This window comes from Pedococcus sp. 2YAF34 (genome assembly GCF_052114585.1).
Classification (GTDB): Bacteria; Actinomycetota; Actinomycetes; order Actinomycetales; family Dermatophilaceae; genus Pedococcus.
This window is the reverse complement of the sequence record NZ_JBFRFA010000035.1, coordinates 12,662-30,000: the sequence shown is the minus strand read 5'-3', so window position 1 is coordinate 30,000 and position 17,339 is coordinate 12,662. Positions and strand designations below refer to the sequence as shown.

The 17,339-nt window shown below is 69.5% G+C and carries 14 protein-coding genes; 7 read left to right on the top strand and 7 right to left on the bottom strand.

From position 1 onward, the window contains the following. Positions 1-2: 2 nt before the first annotated feature. Positions 3-1,433 (bottom strand): adenosylhomocysteinase, encoded by a 1,431-nt coding sequence (gene ahcY, locus AB4Z02_RS15820; RefSeq protein ID WP_441972110.1) that lies wholly within the window; start codon positions 1,431-1,433, stop codon positions 3-5. 200 nt (positions 1,434-1,633) lie between these two features. Between ahcY and AB4Z02_RS15815 the strand changes: the two genes are divergently transcribed. Beyond that, positions 1,634-1,873 (top strand): hypothetical protein, encoded by a 240-nt coding sequence (locus AB4Z02_RS15815; RefSeq protein ID WP_441972108.1) that lies wholly within the window; start codon positions 1,634-1,636, stop codon positions 1,871-1,873. Between the two features lie 15 nt (positions 1,874-1,888). On the opposite strand, the gene AB4Z02_RS15810 is transcribed toward AB4Z02_RS15815, so the two are convergent. Beyond that, positions 1,889-3,568, bottom strand: a complete 1,680-nt coding sequence (locus tag AB4Z02_RS15810) for a glycosyltransferase family 39 protein (protein ID WP_441972107.1) — start codon at positions 3,566-3,568, stop codon at positions 1,889-1,891. A gap of 251 nt (positions 3,569-3,819) precedes the next feature. Here AB4Z02_RS15810 and AB4Z02_RS15805 point away from each other — a divergent pair, with 251 nt between their 5' ends. From AB4Z02_RS15805 to AB4Z02_RS15795, 3 genes are read left to right on the top strand one after another with little or no spacing between them, the layout of a single operon-like run. Then, entirely contained in the window at positions 3,820-4,554 is a 735-nt protein-coding gene (locus AB4Z02_RS15805) for a glycosyltransferase family 2 protein (RefSeq protein WP_441972105.1), read from the top strand. Continuing rightward, positions 4,551-4,964 carry a DUF2304 domain-containing protein gene (locus AB4Z02_RS15800; RefSeq protein ID WP_441972103.1) on the top strand — a complete coding sequence of 138 codons (414 nt, stop codon included), beginning with the start codon at positions 4,551-4,553 and terminating at the stop codon, positions 4,962-4,964. The genes AB4Z02_RS15805 and AB4Z02_RS15800 overlap by 4 nt, the downstream gene beginning before the upstream one ends. Positions 4,965-4,978: 14 nt before the next feature. Beyond that, on the top strand, positions 4,979-6,007 hold the full coding sequence (locus AB4Z02_RS15795) for a glycosyltransferase family 2 protein (protein WP_441972101.1): 1,029 nt from the start codon (positions 4,979-4,981) through the stop codon (positions 6,005-6,007). A gap of 120 nt (positions 6,008-6,127) precedes the next feature. Here the strand turns inward: AB4Z02_RS15795 and AB4Z02_RS15790 are convergent, their stop codons facing one another. Together AB4Z02_RS15790 and AB4Z02_RS15785 are read right to left on the bottom strand one after the other, a co-directional pair. Beyond that, positions 6,128-7,333 (bottom strand): glycosyltransferase, encoded by a 1,206-nt coding sequence (locus AB4Z02_RS15790; RefSeq protein WP_441972099.1) that lies wholly within the window; start codon positions 7,331-7,333, stop codon positions 6,128-6,130. A gap of 10 nt (positions 7,334-7,343) precedes the next feature. Beyond that, positions 7,344-8,567 (bottom strand): glycosyltransferase, encoded by a 1,224-nt coding sequence (locus AB4Z02_RS15785; RefSeq protein ID WP_441972097.1) that lies wholly within the window; start codon positions 8,565-8,567, stop codon positions 7,344-7,346. A gap of 137 nt (positions 8,568-8,704) precedes the next feature. Here AB4Z02_RS15785 and AB4Z02_RS15780 point away from each other — a divergent pair, with 137 nt between their 5' ends. Continuing rightward, positions 8,705-10,156: a lipopolysaccharide biosynthesis protein gene (locus AB4Z02_RS15780; RefSeq protein WP_441972095.1), complete on the top strand. Its 1,452-nt coding sequence runs from the start codon at positions 8,705-8,707 to the stop codon at positions 10,154-10,156. Here the strand turns inward: AB4Z02_RS15780 and asnB are convergent. The 3 genes from asnB to AB4Z02_RS15765 form a co-directional block, all read right to left on the bottom strand. Then, positions 10,113-11,996, bottom strand: a complete 1,884-nt coding sequence (gene asnB / locus AB4Z02_RS15775) for an asparagine synthase (glutamine-hydrolyzing) (protein ID WP_441972094.1) — start codon at positions 11,994-11,996, stop codon at positions 10,113-10,115. The genes AB4Z02_RS15780 and asnB overlap by 44 nt on opposite strands. Before the next feature lie 90 nt (positions 11,997-12,086). Continuing rightward, the gene (locus AB4Z02_RS15770) at positions 12,087-13,019 is read right to left on the bottom strand and encodes a glycosyltransferase (protein ID WP_441972124.1); all 933 of its coding nucleotides are present in this window, start codon (positions 13,017-13,019) and stop codon (positions 12,087-12,089) included. A 391-nt stretch (positions 13,020-13,410) separates the two neighbouring features. Beyond that, positions 13,411-14,409 (bottom strand): cation diffusion facilitator family transporter, encoded by a 999-nt coding sequence (locus tag AB4Z02_RS15765; protein WP_441972092.1) that lies wholly within the window; start codon positions 14,407-14,409, stop codon positions 13,411-13,413. Positions 14,410-14,514: 105 nt separating this feature from the next. Between AB4Z02_RS15765 and AB4Z02_RS15760 the strand changes: the two genes are divergently transcribed. Both AB4Z02_RS15760 and AB4Z02_RS15755 read left to right on the top strand, forming a co-directional pair. Next, complete coding sequence (locus tag AB4Z02_RS15760) at positions 14,515-16,767, top strand: hypothetical protein (RefSeq protein WP_441972090.1); 2,253 nt, start codon at positions 14,515-14,517, stop codon at positions 16,765-16,767. Between the two features lie 30 nt (positions 16,768-16,797). Next, the gene (locus AB4Z02_RS15755) at positions 16,798-17,325 is read left to right on the top strand and encodes a YbaK/EbsC family protein (RefSeq protein WP_441972089.1); all 528 of its coding nucleotides are present in this window, start codon (positions 16,798-16,800) and stop codon (positions 17,323-17,325) included. Positions 17,326-17,339 lie beyond the last annotated feature (14 nt).

Genomic DNA, 17,339 nt, shown 5'->3' with positions numbered 1-17,339 from the left:
CCTCAGTAGCGGTAGTGCTCCGACTTGTAGGGGCCGGCGACGTCGACCCCGATGTAGGCGGCCTGCTCCTTGGTCAGCTCGGTGAGCTTGGCGCCGAGGGCGTCCAGGTGCAGGCGGGCAACCTTCTCATCGAGGTGCTTGGGGAGCACGTAGACCTGCTTGGCGTAGTCGTCGTTCTTCGTGAACAGCTCGATCTGGGCGATCGTCTGGTTGGCGAAGGAGTTGGACATGACGAAGCTCGGGTGGCCCGTCGCGTTGCCGAGGTTCATCAGGCGACCCTCGGAGAGCACGATGATCGAGTTGCCGTTGTCGAACGTCCACTCGTGGACCTGCGGCTTGATCTGGGTCTTGGTGACGCCGGGGACCTTGGCCAGGCCGGCCATGTCGATCTCGTTGTCGAAGTGGCCGATGTTGGACACGATCGCCTTGTTCTTCATCTGCGTCATGTGCTCGGCGGTGATGATGTTGAAGTTGCCGGTGGTGGTGACGAAGATGTCGGCGATGTCGAGCACGTCCTCGAGGCGGGCGACCTGGTAGCCCTCCATCGCGGCCTGCAGCGCGCAGATCGGGTCGATCTCGGTGACGATGACGCGGGCACCCTGCCCGGCCAGCGCGGCGGCGCAGCCCTTGCCCACGTCGCCGAAGCCGGCGACGACGGCGACCTTGCCGCCGATGAGCACGTCGGTCGCGCGGTTGAGCCCGTCGATGACCGAGTGACGCACGCCGTACTTGTTGTCGAACTTGGACTTGGTGACCGAGTCGTTGACGTTGATGGCCGGGAAGAGCAGGTCACCAGAGGCGGCGAGCTCGTAGAGGCGCAGCACACCGGTCGTGGTCTCCTCGGTGACGCCCTTGATCTGCTCCGCGACCTTGGTCCACTTGGTGGGGTCGGCCTTGAGGGTCTTGCGGACGAGCTCCTTGAAGACGCCGACCTCCTCGGAGTCCTGCTCGTCGGTCGCGGGCACCGCACCGGCGGCCTCCCAGTCGCGACCCTTGTGGACGAGCATCGTGGCGTCGCCACCGTCGTCGAGGATCATGTTGGCGCCCTCACCGGGCCAGGTGAGGATCTGCTCGGTGCACTCCCAGTACTCCTCGAGCGTCTCGCCCTTCCAGGCGAACACGGGGACACCCTGCGGGTCCTCCGGCGTGCCCTTGCCGACGACGACCGCAGCGGCCGCCTCGTCCTGGGTCGAGTAGATGTTGCAGGAGGCCCAGCGGACCTCGGCACCGAGCGCGGTGAGCGTCTCGATGAGCACGGCGGTCTGCACGGTCATGTGGAGCGAACCGGCGATGCGGGCGCCCTTGAGCGGCTGGGCCGCCCCGAACTCCTCGCGCAGGGACATCAGGCCGGGCATCTCGTGCTCGGCAAGGCGGATCTGGTGACGGCCGGCCTCGGCGAGGCTCAGGTCGGCAACCTTGTAGTCAAAGGACATGGAAGAACTCCTGAAGTTGACTTGCTGGTTTGCGGACCCGGCGCAGCCCATCTGGGCGAACAACGAAGGAGCGGGTTATCACCCACGCCGGCGACCGCCCAGTCTACCGACTCCGCCGTCGAGCACCACATCCGTCGTGCGCGTGCCGCAGCGGTGCAGTAGGAAGGTGTGGTCCGGACCACAGAGCGAGAGGTACAACCATGACCGAGCCGAGCAGCGGAGTCCCGAGCGAGATCGCGGACGCGAACGTCGACGAGGCCGAGGCGACCACGGTCGACGAGCAGCAGCCTGAGCGGGTCGAGCTGGACGTCGACGAGGAGAAGATGGAGGCCTGGGACGAGGTGAAGTCCGACTACCAGGTCGACCCCGACAACAAGGAGGACCGCCTCCCGGGGTCGAACGAGGAGGGCGTCGACGAGGGCCAGTCCTTCGAGGGCTGAGGCCCCTGGCTGCTCCTACTGCACCTTGTAGAGGGTCAGGATTCCGTGGCTGGTCGTGTAGTCGACCTTCCACGACGATGGCGGACCCTCAGGGTGCTTCGCGGTCCACGGCTTGAGCGCGTTGGAGCAGAAGCCGCACGTCTTGGAGTTCTTCTGCCACAGCACCACGTAGTCCCCCGGCTGCGGCTGCGGTCCGCCAGTGATGCTGCGCGCCTGCCCCGGGTACTCCTTGTCTCCCCCGAAGAACGGCCGCTGGTAGGCCTCGAAGATCCGCACCGTCTCCCAGTCGGAGAAGATCCGCCCACCTTGGAAGTCACGCCGGTCCAGCTCGCTGCGCAGCTCCTCCAGCGCCGCCCCGCCCGCCGGCGCGAAGGCCGGGTTGGCGGAGGCATACTGCGCCGCGAAGGCCACCGGGCCGTAGCAGAGCACGGCCGCGAGCGCCGTACCGAGCGCCGCCACGAGGACCCGTGAGGCCCGACGCAGGGGCGAGTGGCGAGCGACCCACTGCACGGTCACGGCCACCAGGCCCGCGCTCGCGAGGGCCATGGCCGGCACGAACGGGATCCAGTAGCGCTCGACGTGGAGCAGACCGCGCGGGTGTGCGGGGTCGAGGGCGCCGCCGGCGAGGACGGTCAGGCCGTAGGCGAGCAGGAACCACAGGCTCATGAGCCGCACGGCGTGGTTGCGCACGAACAGGCCGACGAGGGTCAGGGCGCCCATGAGGACCATCCACAGCCCACCCTCGCTCTGGAGGGCGCGGTCGGGGATGTAGGTGACGTAGAAGCTGCGCGGCTGGTTGAGGATGGCGGCGTTCTTGACCTCGCCGGTCGCCGTCTCCGCCAGGCTCACGTCGAGGCCGGTGAGGACGTGGAACTTCAGCAGCGGGTCCTCGTAGGCGACCCAGCTGATGAGGACGTCGAGCGCGGCCCAGCCGACGATCGGCAGCACGACGAGCGCGACGGTCCGCAGCAGGTGGCGACGCTGCACGAGGATGACGGCGATGAGCGGCCACACCAGCATCGAGGTCTCCCGCACCTCGAAGCCCCACCCCAGCAGGAAGCCGGTCGCGAGCAGCCACGGCCAGGCACGGCGGGCGTTGGCCTGCTGGTCGCGGGCCGCAAGCGCGCAGAGGATGGCGCCGACGAACAGGGCCATCGACATGATGTCGGGGTAGCCGCGGGACAGGTTGTAGAAGATGACGCGGTTGGAGATAAGCAGCGCCACTGCGGCGAGGCCGGCGACCGGTCCCCAGAAGCGCCGGCCGATGAGGTAGACCCCTGCCGCCATCAGCCCCGAGGACAGGATCGGCCAGAAGTAGTAGGTGGCCTGGGCGTTGCCGAACAGCCACACGGTGGGGAGGTTGGCCAGCACCATGCCGTAGCGGGTGTAGCCCAGGGCGACCCACCCGTCGCTGGGGAAGTACATCGCCGAGCGGACGTAGTGCCACGGGTCGGTGGGCACGACGATGGAGCGGTAGACGTAGGCGAGCGCGATCACGGCCAGCCCGATGACGGCTGCCTCGAGCAGGTGGGTACGGCGGAAGGGGCGCCCGCTCAGCCAGTGGCGCCCCGGCGCTGCAGTGGTCGCTGTCCCCTCGTGGCCTGACTGCGTCCCGGCGGCGGGCTGCGAGCTCTCACTGGCGGAGTCTCCGGCGGTCGATGCGACGCGAGAATGGGCCGGGACCTCGGTAGACATGGGGACGAGAATACCCGGCTGGCTGGGTCGTTCGGCGCCTCGACTGCTCACGGGCGAGCGCCCACTAGCAGTCGTAGCCGGCCCCGTCCTCCGGGTTCGCCCCCAGGTCACCACACTCGTTCAGGCCGGATCACCTCAACCGTTCGGTCAGTTGCGACGGTGGGGGCTCCACGGCAGCGTCCCACCCTGCAACCCTGTCAATGCGTCGCAAGGGCGCACGTCGAGATCGCTGACGGGGGCGGGCACCGAAGATGGGGACAACAGGCCAGGGAAAGGTCCTCGTCGTCATCCCCGCGTTCAACGAGGAAGCAGCGATCGCCGGGGTGATCTCCTCGGTTCGCACGGCCGTCCCGCACGCCGATGTGCTCGTCGTGGATGACGGGTCCCATGACCGGACGTCAGCCATTGCGAGGGCCGCTGGCGCACGGGTCGCGACATTGCCGTTCAACCTCGGTGTGGGCGGGGCGATGCGCACCGGTTTCCGTCACGCTGCCCGCGAGGGCTACACCGCGGTGGTCCAGGTCGACGGCGATGGTCAGCACGACCCCAGCCAGATCCCCTTGTTGCTCGCCGACTTGGCCAGCACCGACGTGGTCATCGGCGCCCGGTTCGCCGGCAGCGGCGACTACGTCGTCCGAGGGCCCCGGAACTGGGCCATGCTGGTCCTTGCCCGGGTCATGTCGTGGATCCTCGGCGTGCGCCTCAACGACTCCACCTCCGGCTTCCGGGCTGCCGGTCCGCGGGCGATTCGTGTCTACGCCCAGCACTATCCGGCGGAGTACCTGGGCGACACCCTTGAGACGCTCGTCATCGCCCGCAAGGCTGGGCTGGGGGTCTCCCAGGTGCCCGTCGCGATGCGGCCCCGTCTGGGTGGCCACCCCAGCCGAGGCATCGTAGGTTCCACCCTCGACCTCGCCCGCGCCTGCGTGGTTGTGCTGCTCGGCCTGGTGCGTGACTGGTCGCTCGCCCCGGACGGTGCTGCATGAGCCATGACGCCTACTGGCTCGGCGTCGCCGGTGGCTTCCTGATCGTCGCCGTCGTCGTCGAGATGGTGCGACGCCGCTACCTGCGTGGCCGATACGCCGTGGTGTGGGTCGTGCTCGGGGTCAGCGCTGCCCTGATGGCGCTCTTCCCGGACCTGCTCGGGATGGCGGCGAGGGCAACCGGCGTCGTCGTGCCGCTTAACCTGCTCCTGTTCCTCGGCATCCTCGCCATGCTCATCATGCTCATGCAGTTGAGCTCGGAGGCCGGTCGCCTCCAGGAGCGGACCCGGGTTCTGGCCGAGGAGGTAGCTCTGCTCAAGGCAAGGATGGACCACGAGTCCGCTCCCGCCCCGGCTGGCGAAGCGCTCCCCCAGTCCGACCCCTCCACGCTGGAGTCGGTCCGGCTGCCGTGACGACCCTCAGCGTCGTGGTCGTCGGCTTCGGCGACGAACCGGACCTGTCCGCCTGCCTCGGCGCGATCCGCGCCCAGCTGGCTCCGGGCGACGAGGTCGTGCTCGTCGACAACGGCATCCTTGGGCTGCCACCCCTCGACGGCGTACGCCTCGTGACCGCGTTGCGCAACGACGGCTTCGCTGCCGGTTGCCACCTCGGCGTCTCCGCCGCGGGCGGTGAGGTCCTGGTATTCGTGAACTCCGACGCCGTGCTGGTGCCCGGCGCGCTCGATGCCCTGAGGCGCGAGGCGAGCCGGCCCGAGGTCGGGCTCGTCACCGGGCTGGTCGTCGTGGCCGACCGGCCGGAGGTCGTTAACGCGGCCGGCAACCCGGTGCACTACCTCGGGATCAGCTGGGCGGGGGGCTACGGCGAGGACGTGAGCCGTCATCAGGCGGCGCGAGAGGTCGCCTCGGTGAGCGGCGCGCTGTTCGCGGTCCGCCGGGGCGTCTGGGACCGGCTGGGTGGGCTGGACTCTTCGTACTTCCTCTATCACGAGGACGCCGACCTGAGCTTGCGCTGTTGGCTCGCTGGCCTCACCGTTCGGTATTGCCCCGATGCCGTTGCCGAGCATCGGTATTCGTTCTCCAAGAACCCCGCGAAGATGTACTTCTTGGAGCGCAACCGGCTGGTCACGGTCCTCACGACCTACCCACGCGCGCTTCTGCTGCGCGTGTTGCCCGCACTCCTGGTGACCGAGCCGCTGCTGCTCCTGATGGCCGCCGAGCAGGGGTGGGCCGGCGCGAAGCTGCGGTCGTGGGGCTGGCTGCTCGCCCATTCCCCGAAGCTGGTCACCCGCCGTCGGCGGGTGCACCCCGACGACGCGTGCTGGCGCGAGCTGGCCGCTCGGCTCGAGCCGCGGATCCAGCAGGACGTCACGGCTGCGCCCGCTGCGATGTCCGCGCTCAACACGTTGCTAGCCGTCTACTGGCGGATCGTGGTTGGTCGAGGCAGGGGTTCGCTGGTTAGTTCGACGGTATCCCCAATGCCTAAGGGCTATTACTAGCCTTGACACCTGCCCCTGCGTTGGGCCTCACAGCGTCCGGGTGCCGGGTGCGACCAACTCGTTGTTCTGGTGTCGTGACGCTCTGCCATGTGGTGTCATGAATTCGGAGTCTGGATGAGGTCACCCTGACAGATCTCGATTCTCCGCAGCAGCCAGCAGTCGCAAGAGCCGAGAGCGGTCAACGCTCCGCGAGCAATGCGCCGCGACCCAGGCTGTTCCTTTGTCCGCCTGGGACTGCATGTCTTTCGGGCGGCTGAGCAGGCGCTCGAGATTTTCGCGGATGAGCCACGATGGGGTAACGACCCAGGCCTCGTTGGCACCGGGCGGCAAAGAGGCCTCGATATCCGCATCCGCTGACGTCAGGAGAACACAGTTCGATGCCATCGCTTCCAAACCGACGATCCCGGGGATGAATTGGTAAAAGTGGCCTAGTACGACATGGGCCCGTGAGAGCACGTCGAGTACTGCAGAGTTCGGCTGATTGCTCAGTTCCAGGTACTCGAATTCGAATCCCTGTTCATGCAGCCCCTTGACGGCGGCGCGGACCAGGGGGGTGCCCTTGATGATGGGAGAGGTGGGGGCATGCACTACGAGGGGCCGCGCCAAGTCCCGCCACTTCTCCGGCCGTTGAGCGATGTGTTCGTCGGGAACAAAGTACAGAGCCGGCTCGGTCGGTCTCGTCAGGTAGGTCACTTGCTCGACCGGCGCGTTGAAGATGAGTTGCGCATGTCGCTCCGCACTAGCGGCGAGGTTCCGGCGATGGCGGTCCGCGGCCTCAGTTGCAATCCCGGCCGAGACGAGGGGCTCGTATGTCGTAACCACATCTCGGCCTAACGTCTGTCCCAACTGATTCATCAGCGGCTGCGAGCGGATATCGGAACCGGTGAAGTAGCAGACGACGGTGCGCCTGTGGGCGCGGAGGTACGCGAGTTCCCTGTCCCGACCGTCGACCAATGAGATCAGAAAGCCCTCGGCCCCGAGGTAGATGAAGGTCCGGCGACGCGCCACGAGTCGCCCCATCACCCAGGGTCCGACGAGGAGCCGGCGCATCCGTCGGTAGCGGGAGCGCCGCCCCCTCAAGTCAAACTCGACGTCGTAGTCCTGGTCGTAGAGGGGGTTGGTCGCGAGGTTGACCGTCGTCACGTCGTCGAGCGAGGCGCCGATCGCCGTCAGCAATCCGGCGATCTCCTCCATGCCGACGACGTACCCGTGGGGTCCGCGCCCGCGCCGGGCCAGCCGGTGAAAGGCATGGCTGAGTCGGACGACGAGCAGCTGCGCGCCGAGGATCAGTCGCAGGATCGTCTGGAACCACGGCTTGTCGACCACGACCTCAAACCTAGGCGCGAACCGACAGCAGGTCGTGGAGGTGACCCGACAGCACCTCGGTTTGGTCCCGACGCGTCAGGCCCGAGATCGCCTGCGGCCCGAGGCCTGCGACTGACCCGGTGGAGCGCTTCTCTTCGACCCAGCGAGACAGAGCGGCGCTGACCTCGTCGGCGGTGTTGGCCACCACCCCGGCGCCACGGTCCCGGACCAACCGCGCGGCAACGCCGTCCGCGTAGCCGGTCATCAGGATGGGGCGGCCGGCGCCGAGGTACTCGAAGAGCTTGCCGGAGTAGGTGCCCGCCTCGCCCTCGTCGTTCCACATCAACAGCAGGAGCACGTCCGACGAGTGCTGGAGTTGCACGCACTCGCGGCGTGAGACGGCCGGCCCGACGGTGACCACCTTCCCTAGGCCGACGGCCCGGGCTTGGTCCTCGAGCGGGCCCACCGTGATGCCTCGGAACTCCACCCGGAGCTGGTCGGGACCGAGACCCATCTGCCTGGCGGCGTCGAAGAGAGCAGCGGGATCGCGCTTTCCCTCGTAGATCTCTCCCGTGTAGACGATGCGCAGCGGCAGGCCGGTGCTGAGATCCCCTCGTAGAGAGGCGAACTCGTCCGGCTCGTAGCCGTTCATCACCACCTCGCAGCGGACCCCGAAGTCGCGGCGGAGGTCCTCGGCGAGTGGTTCCGAGACGGTGAGGGTGAGGGACACCGTCCGCAGGATCCAGCGCTCCACGACGCGGTCGAGCCGTCGCCGGATCGGTCCGCAGAGGTAGTAGTTGCTGTTGGTCCACAGGTCCCGGTAGTCCGCCACCCACGGCACGTCCCACCGCTTGGCCAGCCGCCGTCCGGCGATGTACGTCGAGAACGGCGGCCCGCTCACGACCACGACGTCTGGGCGCCAGTCGTCCAGCGTCTCGACATGCCGCAGGATCCTCGAGACGCTGAAAATGCCTCGATCAGGGAACGCGACGAGGTGGTAGAAGACCCACAGCAGCGTGCGGTGGACCAGCCCGGACAGGCCACGCCGCACCGGGCGCTCGTAATGCGCCGTGGAGGCGCCGGCGGGCACGTCCTTGCCGTCCGCGGCATAGGTCGTGACTCCCACTGGGCTCACCACCTTGACGGACCAGCCGAGGGCGGTGAGGTGGGTGCCGAACCGGTCCACCCGCAGGGAGCCGATGAACGGGCTCGAGGGATCGAAGTCGCAGATCATGAGGATCCTGCGCGCGGTCATCGTGTCTCTCTCGGTCGGCTGGGACGAGTCCGCCTATCGTAGGTGCCGATCCGGCGCCGACCCCTTTGCGACACCGGAACGTGTCAGGTCCGACGCGACCCGTCCCGGCGGAAGTGAGGTATGCCGTGCTGCGCAACATGCTTCGCGACACCCTCACGTACACGTTGCCTGCGGTCCTGTCCCAGGGCCTGGGCCTCATCCTGCTGCCGATCTACACCCGGGTGCTGACCCGCGTCGAGTTCGGCGCCTTCGACCTGATCCTCGCGGCCGCGCCGATCATCACGATCGTGCTGTCGCTCGAGATCCAGCAAGGACTGTCCCGACTCCGCACCGACGCCGACCCCGAGGCGCAGCGCCGCATGACCGGCACCGCGTGGCTCGTGATGTCCGCCGGGTTCCTGACGTTTCTCGTGGGAGGACTCGCGACGGCCGAACCCCTGGCCCACCTCCTCTTCGGCCGTCCGGGTCACGCCGGTACGGTCCGCATGGGCGTGCTCAGCCTGACGGCGACCGGGGTCAACACCGTGGTTCTCAGCCAGTTCCGATGGGAGCTGCGCAGCCGCACGTATGCCGCGCTCAGCACGGCGTACGCCGTCGTCACGGTCGGGCTCACCGTCCCGTTGACCGTCCTGCTGGACCTGGGGCTCACGGGCGTCCTGATGGCGCAGGCCATCTCCGCGGGAGCCACCACCGTCGTCGGACTGGTCCTGCTGCGGCACAGCTGGCGGCCCGTCGTCGACGTGGGCCAGCTCCGGCGCATGCTGGCCTTCTCGCTGCCGCTCGTGCCCGCCAGCCTGAGCGTGATCGTGACGCTCTACTTCAACCGGTTGGCCCTGCGCTACTTCGGGGACCTCGGCGACGTAGCCAGCTATGGTGCGGCCGCCCGGCTAGCCGGCTTCGTCGGGCTGCTCGTCATCGGGATGCAGAGCGCGGTCACACCACTGGTCTACAACCACTACAAGGACTCGGAGGCACCTCGTCAGCTCGCCCACCTGTTCAGCGGGGTGGTCGGCGTCTGTGTGGTGGCGTGCGTCGCGCTCAACGCCCTTGCCGCCGACCTGACGTCGGTGTTCGCGGGCCGCGCCTACCTCTCCTCGGCCGGTCTGGTGGCGCTGATCGCCCCGGCGCTCCTCATGGGGCAGCTCTACGTCTTCGCTCCAGGCATGGGGATCGCCCTGCGGACCAAGGCGCAGCTGGGCGTCGCGGTGGCGGCCGCAATCGTGGACGTGGTCGCCAACCTCGTCCTCGTCCCGGCCCTCGGTGCGCTGGGGGCTGCCCTCGCGACCGTGATGTCCTCAGCCACCTTCCTGGGTCTGTGGGTCGCAGTGAGCCAGCGCCACTACCCGATCCCGTTCGAGGTCCGACGCCTCGCCCTCGGTCTGACGATCTTCGCAGCCGCCTCGGTGGCTGCAGACGTGGTGCGCAGCTCGTCCGACGCCTTTGCACCGATGGGACTGGCGCTGAAGGCGCTGGTCGTCCTCGCGACGCTGGGGCTGCTCTACCGCGCCCGCCTGTTCGAGGGCGTGGTGCAGGGAATGCGCTCACCTACTGCGCCAACCGAGGACCCATCAGCTCGCGCCACCGGCTGAAGTTCAGCAACCGCCACACGACGTCCTCGTCGAGTGGCGACCTCCGGCCCGCAAGCCAGTCGGTGACCCGGGGCCGCAGGGCGTCGACGTCCACGTAGGGATAGTCCTGCACGCCCTCGAGCCAGGCGTCCAGGTCTAGGCCGAGTGTTTGCATCCAGCTGCCCTGCGGAGTCTCGAAGCCGATCTTGTCCCGGCGGTCGAGGATCGCGTCCGGGACGACGCCCCGCATCGCAGCGCGGAGCACCCTCTTCGTCTGCCCCTGCTCCGACACCAGGTAGTCCTCAGGCAGTGTGAGCAGGAACTCAGCGACGTCGACGTGCAGGAAGGGCACCCGGCTCTCGATCGAGAACGCCATCGAGTTGCGGTCGGCGTGCCGCAGGAGCGCCTCCAGGCCCCGGTCGACGAGGCCATCCCGCAGGACGGTGGCGAGGTGCCGGCCCCTTGGCGGGTCACCCACCAGCTGACCGGTCGTTCGCAGGTCCAAGTCCTCCGGTCGGGTCATCACCCTGGTCCGGGCCGTGACTAGCCGGACCCGGTCACGCGACCTGCGCGGTACGACTTGTGCGGCGGTCGCGGCAGCGAGCGCAGCGGGCGTCCGTCCCGGTTCGGCCGACCAACCACAGGCGAACCGCACGACGTCGGCGAGCCGGCCCTGCGACAGCAGGCTGCGGACCCGGTAGCCCGGGTAGCCGGCATACCCGGCCAGCAGCTCGTCGGCACCCTGGCCGTCGAGCGTGACGGTGACCCCGGCGTCGTGCGCGGCCCGGAACACGCGGTACTGCGCGTAGATGCTGGTGCTGCCAAACGGCTCGCCCTGGGCGCGGATAACGTCGTCGAGGTCCCGAAGCAGCTCCGCAGACGTCGCGACCACCTTGTGCGGCACGGCGCCCACGTGGGCGTTCATCAGGTCCACCCACGGTTCTTCGTTCACCGGCGAGCTGCGCGCGACGTAGGAGAAGGTGTGCACCTCGGCGTCGGGGGCGACGTGTCGCATGGCGCCGACGATGACGGAGGAGTCAATGCCGCCGGACAGCGCGGTGCCGAGCGGCACGTCGCTGCGCAGGTGGAGGCGCACGGAGTCGAGGACGAGCTCGCGGAGCTGATCGGCGGCCTGATCGAAGGTCAGGTCACGGCGCTCCTCGACCGACGGCCACCACCAGCGCTCCTGGTCCGAGAGCCGGCCCGTCTCGATGTCGAAGACCAACAGGGAGCCGGGTCGCAGCTTCTCGATCCCGGCTACGAACGTCTCGGCTGACTCGTCGTAGAAGCCGAGGTGGAGGTAGCGATAGACCTGCCGGTGGTTGAGCTCGAAGGGCCGACTGACGAGGTCGACCAAGGCCGGCAGCTCCGACGCGAAGGAGAACCCGCCGCCAGCGCGCGTGTAATGAAAGGGCTTGATGCCAAAAGGATCTCGTACGCAGGTGAGGGTCCCCTGCGCAATGTCGAGCAGGGCGAAGGCAAACATTCCCCGTAGCCTCGGGAGGCAGTCCCGACCCCAGTGCTGCCACGCGACGAGAAGGACCTCGGTGTCGGACCGGGTCGCGAAGGTGCGTCCGGCCGCCTCGAGCTCCCTGCGGAGCTCGCGGTAGTTGTAGATCTCGCCGTTGAAGACGAGGAGGTGGCGCCCGTCAGACGAGACCATGGGTTGGTGCCCGCCGGAGGTGAGGTCGATCACCGCCAGCCGAGTCTGCCCGAGCACCACCTCGCGACCGGCGACGACGCGCTGCTCCAGTCCAATGTCGTCCGGACCGCGGTGCTTCAGGGCATCGAGCGCGGCCTTAACAGCGCCGACGCCAGCCGCCCGTCCCGGCTCGCGACAGACCCCAGCGATGCCACACATGCTGACCCTGCACCTCCCGCACACCTGGTTGCCCGACGCTCGGCTCCACTCTCCCAGACCCGATCGACGCAGTGGCGCAGGTCGGCTCGATCAGGTGCCGGCGTCATAGCGTGGGGTCCATGGCCACCGCGCTGCGGCGATGACGAAGGCCACGGCCTCGAGCGGGGTGACCTCCCGGCGCCGCACGCCGCTAGCGAGGGCGCCCAGGATGGCGAGCGCCAGATGCCCGTTCGCCACAGCATCGACGAACCGCGCCTCGCCGGCGGGCACAGCGCGCGCACGCGAGGCGCGTGCCATCCGAACCCGCCAGGCCCAACGACTTCCGACCGCCGCGTCGACGAAACGCAGAGGAGCACCGGCGTCACGTAGGCCGGCCAGCGCGTCCTTCAGGGTGTGCCGCCCGGACTCACCAATGACGTTGCCGCCGTGCTGCACGTAGTCCTGTACCACCTCGTCGACCTGCACGACCCGACCCCGGGCCGTGGCACAGACCGCCAGCCAGTGGTCGTGGATGGCGGCGTCGTTGCCGGGCGGGAACGGCAGCGATGCTGCGACCACGTCCGACCGGAAGACGGCGAGGCTCCCGGTTACCTGGTTGATGAGCAGCGTGGACGCGAAGCCGCCGACGTGACGCTCCGTGATTCCCTCGTCGCGACCGTCGGAGACCACCCGCGCCTGGCCGACGACCGCCGTCACCCCGGGTTCGGCGAGCGTCGGCAGGAGCCGGGCGAGCTTGCCCGGGTACCAGTGGTCGTCTTGGTCGGCCAGCGCCACCCAGGACACCCCCTCGGACGTGGGCACGAGTGCGAGCAGCCGCTCGAAGTGCCGGTAGACGCCCAGGTTGTCGTCGAAGTGGTGCACCGCGAAACGTGGGTCGGCGGCCACCAGTTCGAGGAGGTGGCGGTGCGTCTCGGGATCGTGCCCGTCGATGCCGACCACGCACTCCCAGTCGGGGACCTCCTGATGTTGCAGCGACCGCACCTGGCGCTCGAGCAGGCCGAGGTCGGGGCGGTGTACCGCCATCACCACGGCGCCGGACAAGGGGAACTCGCTCATCACTCTCCGCGCTCGAGGCGAACCACTGTCGACCGCCACCCTAGTTGGGCACCCACCGCAAGGCTGAGCGCCTTCGCGTCATGTCGGCGACGCCCTAGCATCCGACCGATCATCAGCCTCTTGCTGTTGGTCATGCCGGTTTCGCCGGACGTGCCACAGTGCCGCGGTGAGCACGCCAGCCAGCCCCAGCAAGGATGCGATGAGCGCCCAAGGTCGCCCCGGCACCTTCCATCGGTCGGCCATGTTGGCGTAGACCGCCCTGCCGGTTAGCTCGTGCATCTTTGCCCCCAGAAGGTCTGACTTCGTGGCTGAGGCACACCACGATGTGACCACAGCTAACGCATCGGCGAACTGCTGGCTACTGCTCCCCCGACCCGCTGCCCGGCGCGGCGGCCGGTGCAGCAGCCTGCGTGGTGGCCTGCGTGGTGGGGCCGAGGTCGATGTCGGGCTCGAGGTACATCACGAGGGCCATGTCCGGCTCGGTCGCCCTCGCGGCGGCCTCAGCCTGGTTGATGGCGTCGGCGATGGCGGCCGCGTCGGAGCCGGGCGCCACCGCGAGCTTGGCCGCGACGAGGAGCTCCTCCGGCCCGAGGTGCATGGTCTTGGCGTGGATGACGCGCTCGATGCCGTCGGGCGAGGACAGCGCCGCCTCGATGCGGCGGCGCGCGGCCGGGTTGGCGGACTCGCCGATGAGCAGCGACTTCATCTCTATGGCGAGCACGATCGCGACGCTCACCAGCAGGAGGCCGATCGCCCCGGTGCCGAAGGCGTCCCAGACGCCACTGCCGGTGATGAGCGTCAGGGAGACGCCGATGAGGGCGAACACGAGCCCGACCAGGGCCGCGAAGTCCTCGAGGAGGATGACGGGCAGCTCCGGCGCCTTCGCCGACCGGATGAACTCCTTCCACGACCGCTTGCCGCGCGAGTGGTTGCTCTCCTTGACGGCCGTGCGGAAGGAGAAGCCTTCCATGACGATCGCCGCGAGGAGCACTGCCACGGGGAGCCACTGCCAGCTCTCGATCGCCCCGCCGTGCAGCCGGCTCTCGTGGTACTTGTGGTACGCCTCGTACAGGGCGAACAGGCCACCGATGCTGAACAGCACGATGCTGACGATGAACGCGTAGACGTAGCGCTCGCGGCCGAACCCGAACGGGTGCTCCGGCGTCGCCTCCTGCTTGGCCTTCTTGCCACCAAGGAGCAGCAGGCCTTGGTTGCCGGAGTCGGCGAGGGAGTGCACCGACTCGGCCAGCATCGAGCTGGACCCCGACAGCAGGAACGCGACGAACTTCGTGACCGCGATCCCCAGATTGGCGGCCAGCGCCGCCAGGATCGCCCTGGTCCCACCCTCGGTAGACATGGCGGACAGCGTATAGGCGGGGTCGGGTGGGTGCCGTGTCGTCCCTTCGGCCGAACCTGCGTGCCGGGAACCGGCGCCCGGCGGGTGCTCCCCCATACTCCTCTGGTGACCTCGCCGCGGATCCGTGCGTTCGCGGGCTCCGCCGCGGGCCCGGCGCTCACGGCGGTCCTCTCCTTCCTCGCCGCGGTGCAGGCGCTGCGCCTGTGGGAGTGGCGACCGGGCGTCCCGCTGTCCCTGTCCGGCGACGCGCCCCAGGTGCTCGTGCAGGTGCGGGCCATCCTGCACAGCGACTGGTACCGAGTGAACGACCACGTGGGCGCGCCTTTCGGCCTCAACCAGGCGTGGTTCTCGACCGCGGACGTGCTCAACTTCGCGGGCATCAAGGTGCTGGGGCTGTTCACCGACTCGGCCGCGACGGCGAGCGCCGTCTTCTTCGTCCTTGGGTTCCCCGCTGCGGCCCTCGCGGCGTACTGGCTCGCGCGCGAGCTGGGGGTGACCCGTCCGGCAGCCGTTGTCACCGGCGTCCTGTTCTCGGTCATCCCCGGGCACCAGGAGTGGTTCGCGCACCTGTGGCTGGCGGCGTACTGGGTCGTGCCTCTCGCCGTGTGGCTGGCCATCCGGGTCGCCCGCGGCGAGGCCCTGCTGCCCCGTCGGTCCGCCCTGCGCGCAGGCGGCGCGGTCGCCCGGCGGGCGCGTTGGGAGGTGGCCAGGACGGTCGCCATCCTGCTCGTGGTCGGCCTCTCGGACGTCTACTACGTCGCGTTCACACTGATCCTGCTCGCAGTGGTACTCGTGTTCCGGCTCGGCACCGGGACACGCGCGGCTGCGCTGGCACCCGGCGCCGCGGCGGCCGCGGCCGTCGGGCTGCTCTGTGGCGGCTCGCTGTTCGCGGCCACCCGTGGCCGGGCCGGCGACCTCGTCACCGGTGCCCTGCCGGCGCAGCGCGTCATCGGCGAGTCCGAGACCTACGCCGGCAAGATCATCGAGCTCGTCCTGCCCTGGTACGAGCACCGCGCCGCCCCCCTGCGCTTCCTTTCCTTCGCGTACGGCGTGGCAGCCCCTCCCAGCGTGGAGCGCCCAGCCCTCGGCCTCGTGGCCCTCGCCGGGGTGGTAGCGATCCTGTGGGTGGCTCTGGCCTCTCTGGCGTTCGGGCGGCGGTCCAACGGGCTGTGGGGCCCGCTCGCCGTCCTCACGCTCGTCTCTCTGGCTTTCTACACGCGCGCTGGCCTCGGCTCGGTCGTCGCCCTGTTCTTCACCCCGCAGATACGCACCTGGTCCCGGTTCGTCGTGCTGATCGCGCTCTTCGGCCTGCTCGCGGTCGGCCTGTGGCTGAGCCGGCTCGGGCGCCGCCACGGCCGCCGCACCGCCTGGGTGGCCGCGGCCGTCGTCCTGGGTCTGGGCGTTCTCGACCAGACCAACCCCGGCGTGGCCCCGCGGTACGACGCGCTCGCCCGGGAGCAGGCCGAGCTGGCCTCCTTCACCCGTGACATCGCAGGCCACGTCGGGCGCAGCTGCCCCGTCTTCCAGCTACCCGTCGTCGCCTACCCCGAGGAGGCCCCGCCTGGGTCGATGGGCGACTACGACCACCTGCTGCCCAGCACCGCCTCCCCCGCCTCGCTGGCGTGGAGCTACGGAGCGATCCGCGGCACGTCGCGGGCCGACTGGCAGCTCGCCCTCCCGCTCACGGACCACCAGCGGCTCGTCGAGGACCTCGCCGCGGCCGGGTTCTGCGCCGTCGAGGTCGACCGTGACGGGTACGCCGACGCGAGCGACCCGACCGACGCTCTCAAGGAGCGCCTCGGATCCCCGGTCGCCACTGCGGACCGCGCCCACCTCGTCGCCTACGACCTGCGCGCCCTGGGTGCGTCGCTCAGCGCCGCCCTCGGCGAGGACGGCCTCGCCCGACGCCGCGACGCGGTGCTGCGGCCGGTCGTCGTCAGCCTCGCCGGCTCCCTCGTCGACACCACCTCCGGCCGGCCGTCGCAGTGGACGGGCCCCACGGCCGTGGTCACCGCCAGCAACCTCGGCACCACGCCGGTGCAGGTGCAGGTCAGCTTCGAGGTCGCGGGCAACGGCGACGCCCAACGCACGGTGACGGTCTCCGCGCCGGGTGGGCCGACCCGTACCCTCACCGTCAGCCAGGACCAGCGGCAGTCCCTCACGGTGCCACTGACCCTCCCTCGCGGACGCACCGAGATCCGCCTCGAGGCGACCGGGGGGGTCACGGCCGTCGCCGGGAGCCAGGGTCGCGACCAGGCCTCGCTGCAGGTGTCGGACCTGCGGGTCACGACGACCTCGGGCGTCAACGCCGCCAGCCTCCAGGAGTACGCCGCCGTTTCGCCACCGTCCTTGCGATGACCAGCAAGGAGGGTCGGTAGCCTCGCTGGCGTGAACCGCGCAGAAGGCAACCTCAACTGGTCCCCCGCCGCCGACCACCCCGAGCTGCTCGCGCCGCCTGTGGCCGAGGCCCTGTCGCTGGCACCGAGCGCACGCGTCGCGCCGATCGACCCGACGCTGGCCGACACGGCTGCCTTCTGCGAGGCGTACGCGAGTGCGCCCGAGCACTCGGCCAACTGCGTGGTCGTGGCCGGCAAGCGCGGCGGCGAGCTGCGCTACGCGGCCGTCATCGTGCTCGCCTCCACCCGCGCCGACGTCAACGGCGTGGTCCGGCGGCACCTCGACGTACGCAAGATCAGCTTCGCGCCACAGGCGGACGCCGTCGAGTTCACCGGCATGGAGTTCGGCGGCATCACGCCCGTCGGCCTCCCGGCCGACTGGCCGGTGCTCGTTGACGAGGCCGTGGTCGCAGCCGGCCAGGTCGTCATCGGCAGCGGCATCCGCGCCAGCAAGCTCGTCGTCGACGCCGCCGAGCTCGCGACTCTTCCCACCGCCGAGGTCCTCGCCCTGGCCCAGTAGTGGGTGGGTCAGCG

Bases quoted from the DNA above. Each gene is read 5' to 3' on its own strand.
- ahcY (WP_441972110.1), bottom strand. From the start codon at position 1,433: ATGTCCTTTGACTACAAGGTTGCCGACCTGAGCCTCGCCGAGGCCGGC.
- AB4Z02_RS15815 (WP_441972108.1), top strand. From the start codon at position 1,634: ATGACCGAGCCGAGCAGCGGAGTCCCGAGCGAGATCGCGGACGCGAAC.
- AB4Z02_RS15810 (WP_441972107.1), bottom strand. From the start codon at position 3,568: ATGTCTACCGAGGTCCCGGCCCATTCTCGCGTCGCATCGACCGCCGGA.
- AB4Z02_RS15805 (WP_441972105.1), top strand. From the start codon at position 3,820: ATGGGGACAACAGGCCAGGGAAAGGTCCTCGTCGTCATCCCCGCGTTC.
- AB4Z02_RS15800 (WP_441972103.1), top strand. From the start codon at position 4,551: ATGAGCCATGACGCCTACTGGCTCGGCGTCGCCGGTGGCTTCCTGATC.
- AB4Z02_RS15785 (WP_441972097.1), bottom strand. From the start codon at position 8,567: ATGACCGCGCGCAGGATCCTCATGATCTGCGACTTCGATCCCTCGAGC.
- AB4Z02_RS15780 (WP_441972095.1), top strand. From the start codon at position 8,705: ATGCTTCGCGACACCCTCACGTACACGTTGCCTGCGGTCCTGTCCCAG.
- asnB (WP_441972094.1), bottom strand. From the start codon at position 11,996: ATGTGTGGCATCGCTGGGGTCTGTCGCGAGCCGGGACGGGCGGCTGGC.
- AB4Z02_RS15770 (WP_441972124.1), bottom strand. From the start codon at position 13,019: ATGGCGGTACACCGCCCCGACCTCGGCCTGCTCGAGCGCCAGGTGCGG.
- AB4Z02_RS15765 (WP_441972092.1), bottom strand. From the start codon at position 14,409: ATGTCTACCGAGGGTGGGACCAGGGCGATCCTGGCGGCGCTGGCCGCC.